The organism is Streptomyces sp. NPDC045968 (assembly GCF_056430475.1).
The window spans coordinates 221123-241153 of record NZ_JBWKLF010000010.1; the positions used below are offsets into that span (position 1 = coordinate 221123).

Genomic DNA, 20031 nt, shown 5'->3' on the forward strand with positions numbered 1-20031 from the left:
CGGGAGGTTGAGGCGCATGCTCGTCCTCGGGCGCTCACAGGTCGAGGGGCTCCTTGACGTGGGGCGGCTTGTCGAAACCCTGGCCCCGGTCATGGAGGACCTCAGCGCGGGGCGTGCTAGTGCTCCCAACCGTATCGCTGCGCTGGTGCCCGAACGTGAGGCATTTCTCGCGGCCATGCCGGGCTATGCGCCGTCGGCCTCGGCGCTGGTGACCAAGCTGGTCTCTCTCTTCCCGCGCAACGCAGGGACACCGCTGCCGACGCACCAGGCGGTGATCGTCGTGTTCGATCCAGCCACCGGCGAGCCGACGGCGCTGCTGGACGGTACGGCCATCACAGCTATGCGGACCGCAGCTTGTTCGGCGCTTTCCGCCCGGCTGTTGGCCCGTGAGGACGCGACGGTGCTCGCGGTCCTGGGCACCGGCGTGCAGGCCCGCTCCCACGCCCGCGCGATGTGCAAGGTCCGCCCGATCCGGCAGATTCGGGTGGTGGGCCGAAATCCGGCAAAGGCGGCCGCCCTGGCCGACGACCTCTCGGGAGAGCTGGAGGCCGAGGTCAAGGTGGCGTACACCTACGCCGAGGCGTTGGACGGCGCGGACCTGGTCGCCGCTGCCACCCACACGGTTGAACCCGTCATCCGCCGCCACTGGTTAGCGCCTGGGGTACACGTCACCTCGGTAGGGTTCAATCCGGCCGGCCGCGAGATCGATGACGCCACGATCGCCGAGGCGCTGGTGTGTGTCGAATCGCGACAGGCAGCGCTCGCTGCCTTCCCGGCGGGTAGCAATGATCTGCTTATGCCGATCCGCCAGGGCGTCATCACGGCCGACCATGTCCACGCCGAGCTGGGCGAGATCATCGCCGGCCATCGACCCGGCCGCGCCTCGCCGGACCAGATCACCCTCTACAAATCGGTTGGCGTAGCGGTACAGGACGCCGCTGCCGCGGCCCTGGTCGTCTCCCTCGCACGCGCACAGTCAATCGGTGAAGAGATCTCGCTGCGATGACTCCGATACGCGAATCGGTCTACCAACGCCCGGCGAACCCGCAGCCCATCGGCTGAGCACGTTCGCCTGTAGGTGACTGGGCCCTTGGAAGCGGTCATCCATTGCCGCATCAGGCAATGTTCTGCCCTGTCGGCCACGGCTCGTAGCCGCTGGTCGTCGGCGTGACGGTTTCGCCAGAGGACGTAGCGGCGGATCATGCGGCCCCGCCACCAGCGGGCTCGCACGACAGACACCGACGAGCGATCAGGCGAGTGGTGTTGACGCTGGCTGCGGGTGCGCCGGGCGCTGCCGCTCCGGTTAGGGGCATTCAGTGCCGGGTGGCTCAAAGCGCCAGCCCTTATGGGCCCCCACGCCTGCTTCCTGAATATGGGGGCACACGTGTTTCAGCTACTGAAGGAGTCACATCATGCTGGCGGTAGCTGCGGCAGCACTGTTCTTCATCGCTTTCCTGATCAACGCCGATCGGCAGTGGGTGGCGATCGGCCCGACGGTGACCGCCGCCCGACCAGCTGGACGCCAAACGTATTGAGAGCAGTGCCACAAGCCCCGCCCTGCTGGGCGCCGTTCCCCAAAGCACGTACTGACCCGGCGCGCGGGCTCCCGAGCAACGGTTGTAGTCCCACCTCGGACACTTGCAAAGAAGGAGAGAGACTCGATGACCCCGTTCATGATGACCACAGCCGCCGACGCCTCAGCTGCTCCCGCATGGCTACATGTGTTGGTGATGTCGGTGGCTGTCCTGATCCTCATCTACAGCCTTGTCCGACGCAGCAACTGACCGTGCAACCGGATTGACCTCCCGGGCGCGCGGAGCGCGGACCGTGCAAGCACCCCGACTGCAAGGTCCCCCACTGTGTCAGGTCACCACCGCCCCAGACGGGATTCACTGGTTCGGCGGCCAACCCGCAGCGGAACCACCGCCTTTCCACGAACGCGAGTGCGTGAGCAGGGCGAGCGAGGCTCAGCCGCACGGGAGCCTGCTGGTGCGCAGGTCTTCCTCGGGCATGCCGTCAAGCTTGCGCGGTAGCGCGGCACGGCAGTGGCCGAGGTAGGCGAGCATCAGCCCGCGGGTGCCCGTCAAGTTGTCCGGCGGCCCTACCCCGGGCGCAGGGGTAAGCGATCAGGCATCGGAGGGTCGGCTCGGCCAGGCTCTGCGGACCACCCGGTATCGACGGGACGCGCCGTGCCGCTGCACGGCTGCACAGTCGATGATGCGTCGACGCGCGCCGCAGTCGCCTGGGCATCCTGCGCCGCCGCGGGCCGACCTCGTTAACCGGTGAATCACGTCGCGGTCGGTGCCCTTGTCGGCCCGTATCAGCTGGGCGATCACCGGCACCCGGTCGAACGGCCGGCCTCGCGGATCCGAACGGCCGGCATCGCGGAACCCGCTTGAGAGGCGGTCGGTCTGGGGCTCAGTACCGCTTCCCCCCGGTGTCGGGATAGTCTTCGTCGTACTTTTGTCGCACGACAACGGTCCGTGATCACAATCGTGAGGCACGGAGGGGGACGGCCCACCAGTGGGCCGTGACGGTGTCCTGTTTCTGGTCGGCTTGGTGCCCGGAGCGTTACGAGGATTGGTCATGGCTGAGACGACAGTCGAGAACTCGCGTCCAGTGCAGCGGACACGATCGCGCGGAACCGGCAAGGTGGGGGAGCCGGAGCTACGGCAGCTGCTGGACGGACTGACCGCGGTGCGCGACGGGGACTTCGGCACGCGCTTGCCCGATGAGGCGGACGGTCTGCTCGGTGAGATCGCCACCGTGTTCAACGGCATGGTCGATCAACTGTCGCTGTTCACCTCGGAGGTGACCCGGGTCGCGCGCGAGGTCGGCACCGAAGGCACGTTGGGTGGGCAGGCGGAGGTTCCCGGCGTATCGGGCACCTGGGCGGATCTGACCGACTCGGTGAACGCGATGGCGGGCAATCTCACGACTCAGGTGCGCGATATCGCACATGTGGCCACCGCGGTGGCTTTGGGTGATTTGTCGCAGAAGATCGATGTTGATGCCCGGGGCGAGATCCTGGAGCTGAAGAACACCATCAACACGATGGTCGACCAGCTGTCCGCCTTCGCCGACGAGGTCACCCGCGTCGCCCGCGAAGTGGGTACTGATGGACGCCTCGGTGGCCAGGCCGACGTCAAGGGCGTCTCCGGCACGTGGCGTGACCTGACCGACTCCGTGAACTTCATGGCGGGCAACCTGACCGCTCAGGTGCGCTCCATCGCGCAGGTCGCGACGGCGGTCGCCCAGGGGGACCTGTCGCAGAAGATCGATGTTGATGCTCGCGGCGAGATCCTGGAGCTGAAGAACACCATCAACACGATGGTCGACCAGCTGTCCGCCTTCGCCGACGAGGTCACCCGCGTCGCCCGCGAGGTCGGCACGGAAGGACGCCTCGGCGGGCAGGCCGACGTCAAGGGCGTCTCCGGCACGTGGAAGGACCTCACCGAGTCGGTCAACGTCATGGGCGACAACCTGACCGCCCAGGTGCGCTCCATCGCCGAGGTCACGACGGCCGTCGCCCAGGGAGACCTCACCCAGAAGATCCGCGTCGACGCCCGCGGCGAGATCCTGGAGCTGAAGGAGACCATCAACACGATGGTCGACCAGCTGTCGGGATTCGCCGACGAGGTGACCCGCGTCGCCCGCGAGGTCGGCACCGAGGGCAACCTGGGCGGACAGGCGACCGTGCGAGGCGCCTCCGGAACCTGGAAGGACCTCACCGACAACGTCAATGTGATGGCCTCCAACCTGACGGGCCAGGTGCGCTCCATCGCCGAGGTGGCCAACGCCGTCGCGCGCGGTGACCTGTCGCGGAAGATCACGGTCGAGGCCAAGGGCGAGGTCGCCGCACTGGCCGAGGTCATCAACACCATGGTGGACACCCTGTCCGCGTTCGCCGACGAGGTGACCCGCGTGGCACGCGAGGTCGGCACCGAAGGACAGCTCGGCGGCCAGGCCCGGGTGCCGAACGTGGCAGGCACCTGGAAGGACCTCACCGACAACGTCAACTCGATGGCGAACAACCTGACCGGGCAGGTCCGCAACATCGCCCTGGTCACCACCGCCGTCGCCAACGGTGACCTGTCCAAGAAGATCGACGTCGACGCCCGCGGCGAGATCCTGGAGCTGAAGACGACCATCAACACGATGGTCGACCAGCTGTCGTCCTTCGCCGCCGAGGTCACTCGCGTCGCCCGCGAGGTGGGCAGCGAGGGCCGGCTCGGCGGGCAGGCCGAGGTCGAAGGCGTATCCGGTACGTGGAAGCGCCTCACCGAGAACGTGAACGAACTGGCCGGCAACCTCACCCGCCAGGTGCGGGCCATCGCCGAAGTCACCAGCGCCGTGGCCGAGGGCGATCTGACGCGGTCGATCACCGTCGACGCCTCCGGCGAGGTCGCGGAGCTGAAGGACAACATCAACTCGATGGTCGGCTCCCTGCGCGAGACGACCCGGGCCAACCAGGAACAGGACTGGCTGAAGTCCAGCCTGGCCCGGATCTCCAGCCTGATGCAGGGGCATCGCGACCTCGCCGTCGTGGGTGAGCTGGTCATGGACGAGCTGACCCCGCTGGTCTGCGCCCAGTACGGCGCCTTCTACCTCGCGGAAGAGACCCCGGACGGCATCGAGCTCAGACTCGTCGGCTCGTACGGGCGTCCCGCGGGCAGCTCCGACCACGACCGCTTCAAGCTGGGTGAATCCCTCGTCGGACAGGCGGCGCGCAGCCGCCGCACCATCGCCGCCGACGGAGTACCCGGCGATTACGTGTGCATTTCCTCCGGGCTGGGCCGCACGACACCGGGCAGTCTGATCGTGCTGCCGATCGTCGTCGACGACCAGGTTCTCGGTGTCATCGAGCTGGCCTCGTTCACGGCCTTCACCGCCGTACACCGGGACTTCCTCGACCAGCTCATGGAGATGGTGGGCGTCAACGTCAACACCATCGTCGCCAACGCCCGCACCGACGAGCTGCTCGGCGAATCGCAGCGGCTCGCCGGCGAACTGCAGTCGCGTTCCGAGCAACTGCAGGTCCAGCAGGAGGAACTCCAGCGATCCAACGCGGAACTGGAGGAGAAGGCCGCACTGCTGGCCGCGCAGAACAGCGACATCGAAGGCAAGAACCTGGAGATCGAGCAGGCTCGGCAGGAGCTCGAAGACCGTGCCCAGCAGCTCTCGCTGGCCTCCAAGTACAAGTCGGAATTCCTGGCCAACATGAGCCACGAACTGCGGACCCCCCTCAACAGCCTCCTGATCCTCGCGCAGCTGCTCGCCCAGAACCCGAACCGCAACCTCACCGCCAAGCAGGTCGAGTACGCCGGAATCATCCACTCGGCAGGGTCCGACCTGCTCCAGCTGATCAATGACATCCTCGACCTGTCGAAGGTCGAGGCGGGCAAGATGGACATCCATCCGGAGCGCGTCGCGCTGCGACAGCTCCTCGACTACGTCGAGGCCACCTTCCGGCCGATGACCACGCAGAAGAGTCTCGGTTTCACCATCACCACCGCACCCGGTGTGCCCGCCGACCTGCTCACCGACGACTCCCGCCTCCGGCAGGTACTGCGGAACCTGCTCTCCAACGCGGTCAAGTTCACCGAACGCGGAAGCGTGGAGCTGCGTATCGAAGAGGCCTCCGCCGGCGAGCTTCCCGGCCCCGTCCACCGCGGCGGGGCTGTCGTGGCGTTCCGCGTCAAGGACACCGGCGTGGGCATCGCCGAACAGCAGCTGGAGGCCATCTTCGGGGCTTTCCAGCAGGCGGACGGCACCACCAGCCGCAAGTACGGAGGCACCGGGCTGGGACTGTCCATCAGCCGCGAGATCGCGCATCTGCTCGGCGGGGCCCTCACGGTCGACAGCACACCCGGCCAGGGCAGCACCTTCACTCTCTACCTCCCCGTCGCACGCGCGGACTTCCGGGCCGAGACAGCCGACGAACCGGCCGGCACGGCCGGGCACGGTACGGAGTCCGAGTCGTCCGGGGGCGCACAGCGTGTCGTAACCGCCAAGGCCGCTCAGCCGCGGCAAACGCGCCGGCTGCTGGTGATCGAGGAGCGCCCGGGTGGTCTGCTCTCCCTCGTCGCCCAGAGCGCGGTGGCTGAACTCACCGGCGGGCGCGAGCTCACCGACCGCGAGGACATCGAGGTCATCGCGGCGCTGGGCTCGCGGGAAGCCGCAGCCGTCCTCGCCGCCGACCCGTTCCACTGCGTGGTCCTGGAACTGGACATGCCCAACGGCGAGGCCCTGCGCTTCCTGGACGCGATGGACGGTGACGCCGCGCTCAGAAGCGTCCCGGTACTCGCGCACAACAACCGCCGCCTGGACGCGGGACACGAGCAGGCGCTCCAGTCCCGTGCGCACGAGCGGCCGCTGGAACTGCTCTCCAGCCTGGACGAACTGCGCGAACGCATCGCGCTTCACCTGTCGGCCGAGCAGCCGGGCGCCGTCGTGCCCCTGGTGCGGCGGCCCGAGGACACCCGTCAGCAGACGTCTCCGGCCATCGACTCCGGTCTGCACGGCCGCACCGTGCTCGTCGTCGACGACGACGCCCGTAACCTCTTCGCGCTCAGCGGCATCCTGGAGCTCCACGGCGTCCGGGTCCTGCACGCTGAGAACGGCCGCAAGGGCATCGAGACACTCACCGAGCACACGGACATCGACCTGATCCTGATGGACGTGATGATGCCGGAGATGGACGGTTACGAGGCGACCGCCGCGATCCGGCAGATGCCCGCGCACGCGGACATGCCCATCATCACCGTCACCGCGAAGGCGATGCCGGGGGACCGGGAGAAGAGTCTGGCATCCGGCGCCAACGACTACGTCACCAAGCCGCTGGATGCCAACGATCTCATCGCCTGCGTCCGCCGATGGCTGAACGACCGCTGAGCGAAGCGGTGTTCGCAGAGACCCGACAGATGTCCCGCCCCCTCACCGGCGGGACCGGCCGATCCACCGAGGAGTCAGCAGCACCATGAGCACTCCCGAACACGACGGAGAACTCGCCGCGGACGACGCGCTGCCCTCCCCCCGTGCGGAGACCGTGACCGCTCCCGGGGCCGCTGCGATGCGCCGTACGGTGCCGGCGGACGAGCCCCAGCCCGGCCGGACCTCCAACGTCGGCCGCCTGGCCGCCACCGTCGAACGGCTTCGCGGAGAGGTGCGCGCGGCGCACGCCGCGGCCGACGGCCGCGCCTTGGTGGAACTGGCCAAGGGAATCCTGATCGAGCGGCTTCAGTGCGGGCCGGCACAGGCAACGCGACAGCTCGCGGAACTCGCCGACCAGGCAGGTCTGTCACAGCTGGAGCTGGCAGCCGACATCATCAACGAGTCCGCCCGTGACCAAGTCACCCACATCGCGGGTCACTTCGTTGAGCGGACCATTGGCGACGGCACCAGCGACGGGGAGGCCGCCCCGTCCGTCGCCGTTCGCCTGCGCACCGCCGAAAGCGCCGCGCTCGCCGCCAGGGACACCCAGGCCGTCGCCGAATCCCTGCTCGAACACGCACTCGCCCCGCTGGGAGCCACAGCCGTCGCTGTCTGGTCAGCCGGTTCGGACGCCTCCCTCACGCTCTGCGGTCACGCCGGGTTCAGCGCCGAGGAAGCAGGACGCTGGCGGTACGTACCGCCCGGTGTCGCGACAGTCGCCCGCCACGCACTCGGCGAGCGCCGCACCGTGCGATTCTCCTCCCTCGCCGAAGCCGGCATTCCCTCGATCGGTCACGCGCAGGCTCCGAACGGCGGCCGTGTCGCACTGCCTGCCGGGACCGGTGGCCGAATCCACGGGGTACTGGAAATCTGCTGGCCCCAGCCGCTCACACCCCACTCGCCGGCCATCGTGCACCAGATCGAGGCCCTCGCCGAGTTGTGTGCCCACACACTCGAAAACCTCCCGGGCACGGGCGTGAATCTGCCCGCCGCGCGGGAGTTGGCCGATGTCTCGGAGCTTGCGGATCTCGCCGACGGGCTGTACGACCCCGCGCTGGTCCTCACGCCGCACCTGGACGCGGAAGGCGATCTGAGCGACTTCCGCATCCGCCACGTGAACGGCGACTTCGTGGACCCGGCGGGACGTCCGCGCGGCGCCGTCAACGGCGCCTTGTTGCTGGAGGCCTACCCCATGGCCGTCGGCGACAGCGAACTCTTCGAGAAGGTCGAACGCGTCTACGCCACGGGCGAGCCGTTCCGTGCGCAGCGGATGACGCTCACCGCCCTCGTCGACCAGGTACCGCTCGCGACCGTCGCCGACCTCAGCATCAGCCGGCACGGCGGCAGCGTGCTGCTCATCTGGCGCATCGAGGACGAGACGGCCAGGCTCGCCAGTCTGCTGCAACACGCGCAGCGCCTCGGTCGTATCGGCGGTTTCGAGGAGAACCTCGTCACGGGCGAGATCACCTGGAACGGGCAGCTCTTCGCCCTGTACGGACGGTCGGTCACCGATGACCCGGTCTCTCTGCAGGATCTCACCGGCCATGCGCACCAGGACGACGCCGTGGCCATCGGCCGCTTCCTGCAGGCGGTCCTCCACCACCGACGCCCGACTTCGACAGCCTTTCGCCTGATGCGTCCCGACGGGGTGACCCGCCACGTCCGCGTCATCGCCGAGCCCGTCCTGGACTCCGAGGACCGGCTCCTCGCGGTGCGCGGCGCCTACCAGGACATCTCCTCCCAGCACTGGACCGAGGTGGCGCTCGCCGCCACCCGGGACCAACTGGCGCACACCGAACAGGAGTCGGCCGAGCGCAATCGCCTGGCCCTGCAACTCCAGCACGCCATCATGCCGCCGACCCGGGCGCCGATCGACGCCCCCGGCCTGCAGATCGCCGTACGCTACCGGCCGGCGGAGACGGAGTCCCTGGTCGGTGGTGACTGGTACGACACCGTCGTCCTGCCGTCCAAGCAGATACTGCTGTGCGTCGGAGACATCGCAGGCCACGGCATCGAAGCGGCCACGGACATGGTGGTCCTGCGCAACGCCATGCGCGGTCTCGCCGTCACCGGCGCGGGGCCGGGCCAGCTGCTGGCCTGGCTGAACATAGTGGCCCATCACCTCACCGAACAGGTCACCGCCACCGCGGTATGCGGCCTCTTCGACCCGGAAACCCGCGTACTTCGCTGGGCCAGGGCAGGACATCTGCCGCCGGTGCTGGTACGGGGGCAGGAAGCCACGGCTCTGCCGCTGCCCCGCGGGCTCCTCCTGGGGGTCCTGGCGGACGCCGAGTACGAGGAGACCGAGATCCAACTCGAGCCCGACGACACGCTGCTGATGTATACCGACGGTCTCATCGAACGTAGGGACACCGCCGTCCAGGAGTCCCTCACGCAACTGCTCGCCACGGCGCAGGCCCCCGCGGCCACCCTTGAGCGCCGGCTCGACCACCTGCTCACACACAGCAGTGCGGACACCGACGATGACACCTGTCTCATCGGCATCAGGGCGTCATGACCCAGCCGGCGCCCGCTGGTGTCCCGTCCTGGGCAGCCGGAAGATCCATGTGCTCCAACGAGCTCAGACCGGAAGAACGGCTCACCAGGTCAGGAACCTCAGGAACACGCCCGAAACGATCCAGGGCAGGGGAGCCACGCGTGCGCCGGTGGTGGCGGCTCCGATCACGAGGGTGATGATGTAGATCGGGCGGTCCGTGCTGTCGTCGGCCCTCGGAGGTCTGCGACGTCATCCTTCATCAGGAGGGCGTCACCGTCGACACTCGAATCGCACCTACCACGCGCTATGAATCCTGCTCAACCCGTCGGCAGCATGCTCCCTCGCGGGATGTGCGGGACCTTTCACGCCGAGGGGTGGCCACTCACGTCAACGACGCTTACCTCCCAGATTTCTCGAGGGCCTTTCGTCCTCGTTGGTTCCCCTCGTCAGTGGAGGCCGGACCCTTACCTACTTCGTCTTTCTGGGAGCTACGGCCCTGCTGGCCCTTGTCACCAGGTACCTCGCTGGGAGCGTCGCTTGCGCGGTCGCGCTCCTCGCCGCCCTGGCCCGCGTTCTTCCGCGCCTTCTCGCTGCTCGGACTGTCCTGGCCGCGGGGCAACGCACCGGAGGATGCACTGACTCCCGAGGCATGGGCCGAGGGCTGCTGCCCAGCGGACTGCCGACCGGGCCCGGGGACCGAGGAGTCGGCAGAGGGTGCCCCAAGGCTGTGCTGTGCGGACGCGGAAGCAGGCGAAGTGGGTGCTTCCTGCTCACTGGTGCCGCCTGGCAGAAGAACAGTGGTGGTGAGGGCGGCACCGATCAGAGCGATGAGCGTGGCGCCGCCGACAAGGAGCGACCGCGCACCCTGGGGGAGCGAGGCCCTTGTCGGCGGCTGAGGTGTCTCCCCTCGTAGAGGGGTCGAGAGGGGAGGGAGCCGGACGCTCTCCACCTGCTCTCCGACAGCGAAGAGGGACGTGGGACCGGCCGACGCGGTGGTGGGGTCCATAGCGTAGTCCGTCAGGGCGGCGGTGCAGTCCTGTGCGCCTGGTCGTACGGACTCGTCAGCGGAAGTCATGGCGCGCAGAAGGCCGGCCAGGGGCGCCGGCACATCGTCGGGGATGACGGGCGGCCTGTGCAGTCGGGCTATCGCCGCTTCCAGGGGCGGCCCGCTGTATTCCAGTTCGCATTTGAGACATTCGAGCAGAAGGAGCCCGAGTGCGTAGATGTCTGCCGCGGAACCGGCCCCTTTACCCATGACCTGCTCGGGTGCGAGGTAGGCGGCCGTGCCGATGAGCGCACCGGGGACAGTGTGCGATGTGGCGTCGATGAGGCGGGATATGCCGAAGTCCGTGAGATAGGGCTTGCGCTCCGCGTCCAGCAGGATGTTGGAGGGTTTGATGTCCCGATGCACGATTCCCGCTGCGTGCACATGGGCGAGAGCGTCGGCCAGACGGACACCAAGCCGAGCGACGGACTCCGGCGTCATGGGGGTGGCTGCGAGCTCCTGCCGCAAGGTGGGGCCCTGCACGAGCTGCATGATCAGGTACGAACGATTCTCCTGCTGCCCGGCATCGTAGACAGTGACGAGCCCTGGATGCTGAAGGCGTGCCAGCAGCACGGCTTCGTCACGGAATCGGTCTTCGAGGACGGCGTCGGCGCCGGGCCGGAACACCTTCACGGCCACAGGCCGCCCGAGGCGTAGGTCGGTCCCCTCGTACACGTCCGCCGCACCGCCCGCCCCCACCAGCTCACCGAGCTGGTAGCGGTCGGTGAGGATGCCGTGTTCCCACTCCGAGCCGACTCTGGTTGACGGCTTACGGCTCGGCATGTGACCTCCCGCAGGTGAGGCGCAGCGATGTACGCAAGGACGACCAGGACGCTTCACCGGGTACCCGGTACGCCGCCACCTATCCGGAGGGGTATCCGCCGACTACCAGAATGCCGCCGAGGACGAGGAAACCTGCGGTGGACCGGGGGGTCATGCGGTCGGCGTCCGGGCTCGTAGTCGGCGTGGCCGACCTCGACGCCCAGGGCGGCGAGAGCGGTTGCCTGGATGGGGGCGCGGGCATCGGCATCCAGCACATGATGACCGTGGCCCATCGAACGGCCTGCCGCGGCAGGTGCTGGGATGTCCTTTCAGAACCAGGGCTTCCGCAGGTGGGAGCCTTGCGCTCGGCGTTCCGCATGAGGGCACTCCACACAGGCCGACCATCCTCGACCGCTACACCTCGGTGTGCCGGGCAGGCCGGGCGGGTCGAGCGCGATACCGATCGACAACACGCCACCGTCCTCGCTCTCACCGAGCAGGTGGGCGCACGGCTCAGCGTGGAAGACGACGGCCTGGCCTACGCCGATGAGAATCCCCGAGGAGCTCCAGCGTGCGCCCGTAGGGCAGCCGGTCACGTTCGATGTCCGCGAAATCGTTTCTGTGGTGAACGTCCGCGACCAGGCGGGTGAGAAGGAGTCATTGGGTACCTGGTGGGGGCGAGGCGGCTGGTAGAACGCGGAGGTGACCAGGAACCTTCTGCGCGGCTTCGGCGCCCTCTCCCTCACCATCGTCCCGCTCCTGGCTTCTGTACCCGCCCACGCCGCGCAGTTCTCTGTCAGGACCCCGCTCAGTGGCTCCTCTGAAGGTCTTCGCCGAAGGAACCTGCGAAGAGTGCGGTACGGCCGCATCGCACTACCCACCCCCGGGCCAGGGGATTCCTCAGTAGTTCGTGACCGTTGTTCCAACGTTGCTGAAAGGTGCTCGCAATGAGCCGAGGCTTGATCGTCGTGGACGTGCAGAAAGACTTCTGTGAGGGAGGCAGTGTTCCCGTGGCGGGCGGCGCGCGGATCGCGACGGAGATCGCCGACCTGGTGGAGCAGACCGCGGGCCGGGACTACCAGTACGTCGTGGCTACCCGCGATCACCACATCGACCCGGGAAGCCACTTCTCCGAGAACCCGGACTTCAAGGACAGCTTCCCTGTCCACTGCGTGGCCGGGGACGAAGGCGGCGAGTTCCACCCGCACTTCGCGCCTGCCATCACCAGCGGCAAGGTCGACGCCGTCTTCTTCAAAGGCGCCCACAGCTCCTCCAAGAGCGGTTTCGAAGGCGCAGACGAAGAAGGGACCTCCCTCGCGGACTGGCTGCGCGCCCGCGGCGTGGAAGACGTCGACGTCGTGGGCATCGCCACGGACCACTGCGTGCGCGCCACGGCGCTGGACGCCGTGAAGGCCGGCTTCCGCGCACACGTACGCCTGGACTACTCGGTCGGGGTCGCCCCGGCTTCGACGGCCGCGGCCGTGGATGACTTCCACCGGGCAGGTATTGCCGTGTCCGGCGAGATGCCCGTATCACAGTAGCCCCGAGCCCCCGGCCCGGCCGGCGACGGCCGCGTGGCTGGATTGGTGAGACCGTGACCGGCGCGTTGGTCGAGCTTCCGACCAGCTCGACGAGCTGGTCGCTGGGCACCTGCCCGCACCCTCACCTGCCCCAGCCACGCCTCGGCCGTGGGGTAGCTGCGGCAGCCATCCACCGCCAAGGCTCCCCGGGCTGGAGCACTCCGAGCCGCCGGTGCTCCGGACACGGTCAGGAGGACCGGAGGGGTCAGCAGAACCAACCGTTCTGCACCCAGCCCCGGCGGTTGATGTCTCCGTAGGCGAAACCGTAGACCCAGTCCCCGCCGCCCTGTTCCACCAGGAAGGTCTGACCTCGATACAGGGTCCCCATCCAGGCTCCGTGGGGGGCGGTGACCCGGACGAAGAGGTCTTGGGCACAGACGGTTTCGCGTTGGCCCACAGTGCCGTCGGCCGAGGTGGCAGGGCTGACAGTCATGGCGGTGATTGCGGCAATGGCCAGAGCCAGGGCGGCGAGTCTGCTCGTGCGGGTCATGAGTGGTCCTTTCGTTCGTCGAGGTGGTCGATTACCAGGATCCGAAGCCGCCCAGGCACTCCTGCCTGACGAAGCCCCAGTCGTTGGGGCCGAAGTCGAAGGTGGCCGCCCAGCCGTTGTAGACCGGGTGGGCACCGCGGGTGTGCCCGACCTTGTCGCCACGGAGCAGTACCCGTTTCAGGCCGACTGGTCCTGACGCGCTGTCATAGTTCGCGTAGAAACTCGCACTGTCGCAGACGATGACCGCGTGCTCCGGCACTGTCGGCTCCGCCTGCGCGGCACCGGCGGCGCTGAGGACGAAGACGGCGGTCGCAGACAGGGCGACACCCTGCTTCCAAGTCATGTTCATGACACTAATAGTGGGGGAGGGCCGCTGCCTCGTCCAGAGAGTGGGGGATCGAGTCGAGCACCCGTTGGTCTTGAGATGCGTGGGCCCAGGTCGAGGGCGGCATCGGCGGCGACCTGGTGGAGTTCGCCGGGGCTGATCCAGTACATCGCCGGCAGGTCTCCCTCGGGAGTGGCGGCCTCGCGCATTTGGAACCGTCGGTCCGCACGCTGGGCCTGCCACTGCTTGGTCGGCCGGGTCACCGTGGGGGGGCAGCCCCGCCGAGCTGCCCAGGAACTGCTCCAGCGCAGGCAGGAACTCACCGAAGGCCAGAGAGCCGGTCTCGGTGGAGCCGTCGGCATTCACTGCACTGAGTACGGACGTGCCTTCCCCGCTGGCGCTGCTACGCGGGCCTGCTCGACGACCAGAAGTCGATCACTCGGGAACGTAGGCCCTTCGGCGTCCAACCCGAAACCGATCCACAGGACTTGAGCATTGCTCGTCCGCGCCCCTGGATGCGTAGGTCCCCGAGAAGAACGGATGTCGATGCGTTCTGTGGTTCGCGTGGAACCTGCTGGCTAGGACAGCCCGACTGGGGCGGCCCTCAGCGGGTGACCGTTCAGTTCGAAGCAACCCTCTTCGTCCCACCACATCCCGCCTTGCGCGGTGAGGTAGGGGTGCAGTCCGCGGACGTCTCCGCCTTCATGCAGTGCTTGCGCGACTGCGTGGAGAAGACTCGCAAGGTCAGGCCAGGAATCGGTGAAGTCGCCCCCACCGCTGTGGCCTGCCCAGCCGAGACGCTGGGCCTCTGGGCCAGGACGCAGGTCGATCACCTGCGTCGCGCCATCGGCGCTCTCAGCCCAGGGGACCCAGAGTGGGTGCCACCAAGGCTCGTCTTCCCAGGGGCGAGCGGTCAGACCCTCGTTCTCCGCCGCGACGGTCATGCAGGTCTGCCAATGTTCGACGATGCCGCTCACTGCAAGCGGGGACTGCTCCGGCAGAAGGGATGTCCAGGTGCTCACACCGTTGTGGCATCGCAGAGACTCAACGAGATCACCGGGCATCGGGGTGCCGAGGATCCGTTCCGCGTGTCGGATCTCGTCCGATGTCGCTGGTGGATTGAGGAGCGAGAAATCGGCGGCCACGTGCGTCTCCAGCCAGGCGTCGATCAGACGCCAGGACTCCGACGGGGGCAAGATCTTCCGTGCCATGGCGCCATCCTGCCCCACACGTCTGACAAGCGGATCGAGGGCCCTGCCGGCCGATGAAACGGGACTCAGCCAGCTGCCTTCTGCTCGGCGCGGGCGCGGGTGGCGGCGAGCCGGTTCTTGAGCCGGTAGCTGGGGCCGTTGATGGAGAGCACGTCGCAGTGATGCCCGGATATCTCCGCGAGGACACCGGCTGGTGCGGGCACTGCTCGCGTCCCCGGCAGGCCAAACAGCCACCCCGGGCCTGCGAGCAATGCGGCAGAGTACGGAAGCACGCAGGGCTTGGACTGTGCTCAGCCTGCTGGCAGCGTCACCCCGATCGCCCCTTCGTCCGGGCCGAACACCTCATTGCCGAACTCGACAATCCCCCCGACTGGCTGCAGGACTTCACGACAGATCTCGCCGCAAAGTACTCCGTCGGCCGGCCCTGCACGATGATCACTTCCCTCGGGCTGCTTCTTCGCGACGGCCAGCCCAACCTCCCCCAGTCCGTACTCGAACGCTCCCGCCGCCCGGGGCGTTCGATGGGCTCCCTCGCCCGTGCCCTGGAAATCTTCTTCACCAGTCGGGGTCTGGCCATGGCCACCGACCAGGCCGAGCGGCTCGCGGCCGGCCGCCGACAACGCCGGGTCCTCGCGGTCCCGGGCCCCCTGCGACCTTCGGTGGAGGCCTTCTCCGACTTCATGATCCGCTCGCGTGAGCGATCCCGGCGTGCCGGAACGCTGCCCCGCACCGACGGCACCATCGAAGCTGCACTGGCCATCGTGCGTGACCTCGCCCTGTTCCTCGCCAGCGAGCACGGCAAAGAGGACTGGGCACTGACCGACGTGCACGATCTCGAAGCCTTCCTAGCCGGCTCACCCAAGGCCAGAAAGCGTCGGCTGGTGGTGCTCGGACAGTTCTTCCGGTTCGCGCGCTCCCGGAAGATCGTCCTCGTCGATCCCGCCCGCGGTCCGACCGCCACAGGACCGAGCGGCTTCACCGGCGCGACGCTGACGCTTGACCAGCAGCGTCTGCTGTTCCGCCGCTGGACAACGGATCCAGCCGTCCACCCGCACGAGGCCCTACTGGGCATGCTCGCCCTGTTGCACGGCGCCGCAAGCCGCGAGGTCAAAATACTCCACGCCGTTGACCTCGACTTTCGTGCCCGGACGGTTCGGCTCGACCTGGTCAACACCATGGTCCCCAAGCTTGTCGCCGCCGCCTTCGGCGTGGACCCCGAGGCCACCATGATCTATCTGTCCGACCGCATTGATGAGACCCGCTTGGCGAAGTGGGCGGCGGCCAACGACTGATCTCTGATCAGAGTTCGTACGGGTAGAGAGCGATCTTCTCGCGCTCTATGAAGAGCTCGACCCACGTGCCGGCAACACCCTCGGGCAGCGGATCAGCAAGGTCCAGCAGAATCTGCGAGCCATCGAAGTCCAGCACGGCGGCGCCGTCCACAGTGAGGTCCAGCCGTCCGCGCAGGACAACGCAGTGCCCTCCAGGGCGGACTCCCGGTCCGACGCCGACAGCCGGTTTCGCGTTCCGCCCCCAGGCGATGCCCTCATCGACCGTCCACTCAACGTGGTACTTGCCCGGCTTCGCGACCTGGTCACCGCACCAGCGGACCGCTGTCCCGCCGAACGGCGTCCGGACCTGGGCCAGCCAGGGGCTCCAAGGAAACTTTGCGACCTTCACCAGTTCGACCAGCATCGTTCGATCATGCAGCATCCGCGTTCCTGCTGGAACCCGTGAAGTTTCGGCGCTGCCTGGCACAGGTTCGCCGGAACATGTGCGCTTTACTGAAGGTCTTGTTCGACGTCAGGATGATCGAGCCCTTTTCGTAGCGCTTTGAGATCACCTGGAAGACCAGGTTGGCCTCCGCGTTCGAGGGGCTGGCAGCTGACTCGATCACGAGAACAGCAGGCCGCAGGTAGCTACCGACCTTGCTGGTCAGCCGCCCGGTGGCGACGGGAACGCGAACAAGTAGCAGGCCACCAGCTCACCTGCCAGCTTCACCGTGACGTCGCCGAAGTCGACTTCAGCCTCGGCGCCCGGCTTGTGGGACTGCGGGACGAAGGCGTCCACGACGCCCTTGCCGGCCTGCAGGCGGATCTCCTCGCGGGCAGCGACGTGTGCGCGGACCATCTGGCAGGAGATGTCGACGGGTCGTGCTCGTCCAGCAGCCGGTCATAGATCCGCTCGCCGACAAAGCCGGCGCCCCGGTGCTGGTGAGCCAAGTGCACCTCGCCGCTTGCCCTCCGAGAGGCTCGGGGTCCCCCGTGCCCTGGCAAGCCGTCACACGGCTTGCCAGGGCACGTTGGTGGACAGGGGCTTTGCTCCTGCGCCCACCTTTGCGACCGGTCAGATGGGTCAGGGTCGGTGGTACTGCACGCACTTGAGCGGGTTCGCGTTCGCATCGTCAATACAGACGAGGACCTGCGCGGCCCCACCGGGCACATCCGCAGGGATTGCGATATTGATCGGATACGTCACGTCGCACTTGGTGCTGGTGCTCACGGCGCCGATCTCGTTGCCAGAGGCGTCGAACGTACCGAACCACGCCCTGCGGCAGCCGACGGCCCGGAGTGTTCCATTGAAGCCGACCGACCGGTTGTACCAAGTCAGGTTGCCGCGGACGTAGCTGGCCCCGTATGTGACGTCGACAGGGGTGGTCGGGTAGGCGGCGGTCTGCGCGCTGGCGGCGGGAGCGCCCAGCAACGTGCCCGCGGTCAGCACGACGGAACCGAGGGCGGCGGCGAGATGAGCCTTCATGCGATCTCCAGGGTGGGATGAGCCGGTTGCGGCTTCACATCCTGGGCGGGTCGACCACCTGCGGCCTACCTCTTAAGTCACGGCTTAAAGGGGCGGCGGGACGGCAGGCGCGGCGCCTCGTGCACCTCGGCCGGCACCCGAGCAGGGCGGCGCGGCGCCGCGCCCGCCGGTCTGACGCCGCGGCCCTCGGATCTCACGGTTCCGTCAGGACACCGGTCCGCAGCAGGGCCAGCCCGAGGGGGGTGATGAGGTGCAGCACGGACCCGCCTCGGCGACTGGTGGTAATGAGGTCCGTGTTCCGCAGCACCGTCGCGTGCTGACTGGCCGCTGCGGCCGAGACGTTGAGGCGGCGGGCCAGTTCGCTCGTCGTGCAGCCCTCCGCTGTCACATGCAGGGCGGCAGCTCGCGTGCGGCCGAGCAGAGACTCCAGGTTCCGCACGGCGGAGCCGTCCGCTTCCGCCGATCCGGTGCCGGTCAGCGGCCGGCGGAGAGCCGGCACGGTCAGTCGGGGTGGCTGGGCGGGATCGAGCGGGTCCCAGAGAAGACTCACCGGACGCTTCGAGAAGATCGTGGGCGTGATGATCAGTCCTCTTCCCTGAAGACGCACCTCGACTCGGCGCGGGTAGGGAGCTTCGAGCACCGGAGGACGCCAGCGAACCAGTGGTGCGCAGATCGAACGCAGCAACAGATCGATGCCTCCCTCCAACACCAGGTTCGCGCAACGGGTGGACAGCGCGACCAGTTCTGACCGCCCTCGATCCCAATAGGGCTCCACGGTCAGCCGATGGCAGGCGCGCACGGCCTCGGCAAGCTCCTGCCGCGCGTCGTGATCGCCCTCGGACACCCGTCTGGCCCACGGTAGGTGGCGGGAGTGGAAGGCGAGACCCTCGAACTCGCGTCGCAGCCGGGACACCGGGGCGTGCAGCAGGTTGTCCACGGCGTGGTCCAGAGAGGGCACATCACCCATCAGGGCCAGGAGATCAAGGCCGGGACCGCGCACCGGAACCAGGGACGTCAGGGGCCGCGTGTCCGCTCCCATCCGGCCCGCGACCGCTGACCGCCAGGAGCGGAAGTGAGGCAGCTCCCGCTTCTCCCTCAGCAGCTCCAGGCTGTAGTAGACCTCCGCTGCGACGCCGATCGTTGCGGCCACCCGTGTCCGCGCAAGGTCTTCCGCCGTGAAGTGAATGCGTAACACTGACCGCTCCCTGCCGCCGAAGTAGGCGCGTGAGCGCACCCCCAGCCCCAGCATGCCCCAACCCGGCGCGGCTGATGGGGGCATTCAGGCGTAGGCGGCGCCATCTCCTACGCGCTGCTGCACCCATGAGCTCGGCATCCAGCGGAGGCGTACGACCCGAAGCCGGATGTCGGCGTACACATGAACGTGCTCAGCCGGGTACGGGAGAACCTGCCCAGCGGCCGCGAGACTCGGAGGCCGGATTCCGGGTCCGGCCACCTGGGCTCACGGGATGATGAGGACCTTGCCCCGTACCCGGCCGGCTTGGCTGAGGTGGTGGACGTCGGCGAGGTCGGACAGGGGGCGCGATGAGCTGACGTCGACGCTGACCGTGCCCGCGTCGACGAGATTCACAAGCGCCCTCAGGTCCGCGGCATCGTTGCGGGCGACCATGTGCATCGCGCTCACCCCGGCGTCGAGAGGCGGCTCGATCGGGGTTGCGATCGACACGATCCGCCCGCCCCGCCGCACCAGGGGCACCAGGGCCGCGGCGTCCTGCGGGCTCAACGGCACCAGGTTGAGCAGGATGTCCACCGGGCCGTCGAGGGCGGTGCTCACCGGTCGAGCGGTGTAGTCGATGACGTGGTCCGCCCCCTGCCTCAGGACCGCCTCGGTACTCCGGGGGCCGGCCGTGGCGATCACCTCCGCCCCCGCGTACTTGACAAGCTGCGTGACGAAGCCTCCGACGCCGCCACCCGCACCGTTGACCAGCACCCGCTGTCCCGTGGCCACCTTCCCGTGCTCGAACACCGCCTGCCACGCCGTCAGGCCGGCGACAGGAAGCGCTGCGGCGTGAGCGAGCGGGATGGATTCCGGTGCCGCGGTCAGCACGGCGGCGGGCGCCCGGACGTATTCGGCAGCCGCGCCGCCGCCGTCGAGCCGTCCGATGACACGGTCGCCCGCGACGAACCCCTCCACCCCTGCGCCGATCTCGGCCACGATGCCGGCGACGTCCCAGCCGAGCGTGTAGGGCAAGTCCACGGGCAAGAACGCCTGCAGCAGTCCGGCACGCAACGCGGCCTCGGTGGGATTGAACGAGCCGGCGGCGACACGGACGAGCACTTCACCGAAGTCGGGGCGTGGACGCGGAACATCCTCGTAGCGGATCACGGAGGCATCGCCGAACTCGTGGATGCGTGCGGTCTTCATCGTCGTCATGCCGTAAATCTACGGCTGCGAACGAGGACGATCCATGCG

16 protein-coding genes and 2 pseudogenes are annotated in these 20031 nt (G+C 68.2%); 6 read left to right on the forward strand and 12 right to left on the reverse strand.

Annotated features, from left to right (window positions below; translation table 11 throughout):
• The first annotated feature begins 16 nt into the window (after window positions 1-16).
• Entirely contained in the window at window positions 17-1006 is a 990-nt protein-coding gene (locus AC07FA_RS27710) for an ornithine cyclodeaminase family protein (RefSeq protein WP_479079037.1), read from the forward strand.
• 122 nt (window positions 1007-1128) lie between these two features.
• Here the strand turns inward: AC07FA_RS27710 and AC07FA_RS27715 are convergent.
• Window positions 1129-1212: pseudogene (locus AC07FA_RS27715) on the reverse strand (transposase); the annotation flags it as partial.
• Window positions 1213-1412: 200 nt separating this feature from the next.
• Between AC07FA_RS27715 and AC07FA_RS27720 the strand changes: the two are divergent.
• The 3 genes from AC07FA_RS27720 (at window position 1413) to AC07FA_RS27730 (ending at window position 9451) form a co-directional block, all read left to right on the forward strand.
• Window positions 1413-1535, forward strand: coding sequence for a hypothetical protein (locus AC07FA_RS27720; protein ID WP_479079038.1), 123 nt, complete (start codon window positions 1413-1415; stop codon window positions 1533-1535).
• Window positions 1536-2586: 1051 nt separating this feature from the next.
• Window positions 2587-6894, forward strand: coding sequence for a HAMP domain-containing protein (locus AC07FA_RS27725; protein ID WP_479079039.1), 4308 nt, complete (start codon window positions 2587-2589; stop codon window positions 6892-6894).
• Window positions 6895-7072: 178 nt separating this feature from the next.
• The gene (locus AC07FA_RS27730; protein WP_479079148.1) at window positions 7073-9451 is read left to right on the forward strand and encodes a SpoIIE family protein phosphatase; all 2379 of its coding nucleotides are present in this window, start codon (window positions 7073-7075) and stop codon (window positions 9449-9451) included.
• A 376-nt stretch (window positions 9452-9827) separates the two neighbouring features.
• On the opposite strand, the gene AC07FA_RS27735 is transcribed toward AC07FA_RS27730, so the two are convergent.
• A complete protein-coding gene (locus AC07FA_RS27735) occupies window positions 9828-11258 on the reverse strand; it encodes a serine/threonine-protein kinase (protein ID WP_479079040.1) in 1431 nt (476 codons plus the stop codon).
• Window positions 11259-12184: 926 nt separating this feature from the next.
• Between AC07FA_RS27735 and AC07FA_RS27740 the strand changes: the two genes are divergently transcribed.
• Entirely contained in the window at window positions 12185-12778 is a 594-nt protein-coding gene (locus AC07FA_RS27740; RefSeq protein ID WP_479079041.1) for an isochorismatase family protein, read from the forward strand.
• A gap of 244 nt (window positions 12779-13022) precedes the next feature.
• Here the strand turns inward: AC07FA_RS27740 and AC07FA_RS27745 are convergent, their stop codons facing one another.
• The 4 genes from AC07FA_RS27745 to AC07FA_RS27760 all read right to left on the reverse strand — a co-directional run bounded on the left by AC07FA_RS27745 (window position 13023) and on the right by AC07FA_RS27760 (window position 15046).
• The gene (locus tag AC07FA_RS27745; RefSeq protein WP_479079042.1) at window positions 13023-13307 is read right to left on the reverse strand and encodes a hypothetical protein; all 285 of its coding nucleotides are present in this window, start codon (window positions 13305-13307) and stop codon (window positions 13023-13025) included.
• Window positions 13308-13338: 31 nt separating this feature from the next.
• Window positions 13339-13650: a hypothetical protein gene (locus AC07FA_RS27750; protein WP_479079043.1), complete on the reverse strand. Its 312-nt coding sequence runs from the start codon at window positions 13648-13650 to the stop codon at window positions 13339-13341.
• 560 nt (window positions 13651-14210) lie between these two features.
• The gene (locus AC07FA_RS27755; RefSeq protein WP_479079044.1) at window positions 14211-14843 is read right to left on the reverse strand and encodes an SMI1/KNR4 family protein; all 633 of its coding nucleotides are present in this window, start codon (window positions 14841-14843) and stop codon (window positions 14211-14213) included.
• Window positions 14844-14908: 65 nt separating this feature from the next.
• A complete protein-coding gene (locus AC07FA_RS27760; RefSeq protein ID WP_479079045.1) occupies window positions 14909-15046 on the reverse strand; it encodes a hypothetical protein in 138 nt (45 codons plus the stop codon).
• A gap of 228 nt (window positions 15047-15274) precedes the next feature.
• On the opposite strand from AC07FA_RS27760, the gene AC07FA_RS27765 reads away from it, so the two are divergent.
• Window positions 15275-16135, forward strand: coding sequence for a hypothetical protein (locus AC07FA_RS27765; protein WP_479079046.1), 861 nt, complete (start codon window positions 15275-15277; stop codon window positions 16133-16135).
• Between the two features lie 7 nt (window positions 16136-16142).
• On the opposite strand, the gene AC07FA_RS27770 is transcribed toward AC07FA_RS27765, so the two are convergent.
• From AC07FA_RS27770 to AC07FA_RS27795, 6 genes and pseudogenes are all read right to left on the reverse strand, one after another.
• Window positions 16143-16556 (reverse strand): hypothetical protein, encoded by a 414-nt coding sequence (locus AC07FA_RS27770; RefSeq protein ID WP_479079047.1) that lies wholly within the window; start codon window positions 16554-16556, stop codon window positions 16143-16145.
• 67 nt (window positions 16557-16623) lie between these two features.
• Window positions 16624-16794: pseudogene (locus tag AC07FA_RS27775) on the reverse strand (ATP-binding protein); the annotation flags it as partial.
• Window positions 16779-16973, reverse strand: coding sequence for a hypothetical protein (locus tag AC07FA_RS27780; RefSeq protein WP_479079048.1), 195 nt, complete (start codon window positions 16971-16973; stop codon window positions 16779-16781). The pseudogene AC07FA_RS27775 and the gene AC07FA_RS27780, both read right to left, overlap by 16 nt.
• Window positions 16974-17198: 225 nt before the next feature.
• Window positions 17199-17600 (reverse strand): hypothetical protein, encoded by a 402-nt coding sequence (locus AC07FA_RS27785; protein WP_479079049.1) that lies wholly within the window; start codon window positions 17598-17600, stop codon window positions 17199-17201.
• Between the two features lie 193 nt (window positions 17601-17793).
• Window positions 17794-18750 (reverse strand): ArsR/SmtB family transcription factor, encoded by a 957-nt coding sequence (locus tag AC07FA_RS27790; RefSeq protein WP_479079050.1) that lies wholly within the window; start codon window positions 18748-18750, stop codon window positions 17794-17796.
• Between the two features lie 309 nt (window positions 18751-19059).
• A complete protein-coding gene (locus AC07FA_RS27795; protein WP_479079051.1) occupies window positions 19060-19992 on the reverse strand; it encodes an NADP-dependent oxidoreductase in 933 nt (310 codons plus the stop codon).
• Window positions 19993-20031 lie beyond the last annotated feature (39 nt).

What these genes read in the sequence shown, in the direction of transcription:
- AC07FA_RS27710 (WP_479079037.1), top strand. Translation starts at nt 17, where the DNA reads ATGCTCGTCCTCGGGCGCTCACAGGTCGAGGGGCTCCTTGACGTGGGG.
- AC07FA_RS27720 (WP_479079038.1), top strand. Translation starts at nt 1,413, where the DNA reads ATGCTGGCGGTAGCTGCGGCAGCACTGTTCTTCATCGCTTTCCTGATC.
- AC07FA_RS27725 (WP_479079039.1), top strand. Translation starts at nt 2,587, where the DNA reads ATGGCTGAGACGACAGTCGAGAACTCGCGTCCAGTGCAGCGGACACGA.
- AC07FA_RS27730 (WP_479079148.1), top strand. Translation starts at nt 7,073, where the DNA reads ATGCGCCGTACGGTGCCGGCGGACGAGCCCCAGCCCGGCCGGACCTCC.
- AC07FA_RS27735 (WP_479079040.1), bottom strand. Translation starts at nt 11,258, where the DNA reads ATGCCGAGCCGTAAGCCGTCAACCAGAGTCGGCTCGGAGTGGGAACAC.
- AC07FA_RS27740 (WP_479079041.1), top strand. Translation starts at nt 12,185, where the DNA reads ATGAGCCGAGGCTTGATCGTCGTGGACGTGCAGAAAGACTTCTGTGAG.
- AC07FA_RS27745 (WP_479079042.1), bottom strand. Translation starts at nt 13,307, where the DNA reads ATGACCCGCACGAGCAGACTCGCCGCCCTGGCTCTGGCCATTGCCGCA.
- AC07FA_RS27750 (WP_479079043.1), bottom strand. Translation starts at nt 13,650, where the DNA reads ATGACTTGGAAGCAGGGTGTCGCCCTGTCTGCGACCGCCGTCTTCGTC.
- AC07FA_RS27755 (WP_479079044.1), bottom strand. Translation starts at nt 14,843, where the DNA reads ATGGCACGGAAGATCTTGCCCCCGTCGGAGTCCTGGCGTCTGATCGAC.
- AC07FA_RS27765 (WP_479079046.1), top strand. Translation starts at nt 15,275, where the DNA reads ATGATCACTTCCCTCGGGCTGCTTCTTCGCGACGGCCAGCCCAACCTC.
- AC07FA_RS27770 (WP_479079047.1), bottom strand. Translation starts at nt 16,556, where the DNA reads ATGCTGCATGATCGAACGATGCTGGTCGAACTGGTGAAGGTCGCAAAG.
- AC07FA_RS27780 (WP_479079048.1), bottom strand. Translation starts at nt 16,973, where the DNA reads ATGGTCCGCGCACACGTCGCTGCCCGCGAGGAGATCCGCCTGCAGGCC.
- AC07FA_RS27785 (WP_479079049.1), bottom strand. Translation starts at nt 17,600, where the DNA reads ATGAAGGCTCATCTCGCCGCCGCCCTCGGTTCCGTCGTGCTGACCGCG.
- AC07FA_RS27795 (WP_479079051.1), bottom strand. Translation starts at nt 19,992, where the DNA reads ATGACGACGATGAAGACCGCACGCATCCACGAGTTCGGCGATGCCTCC.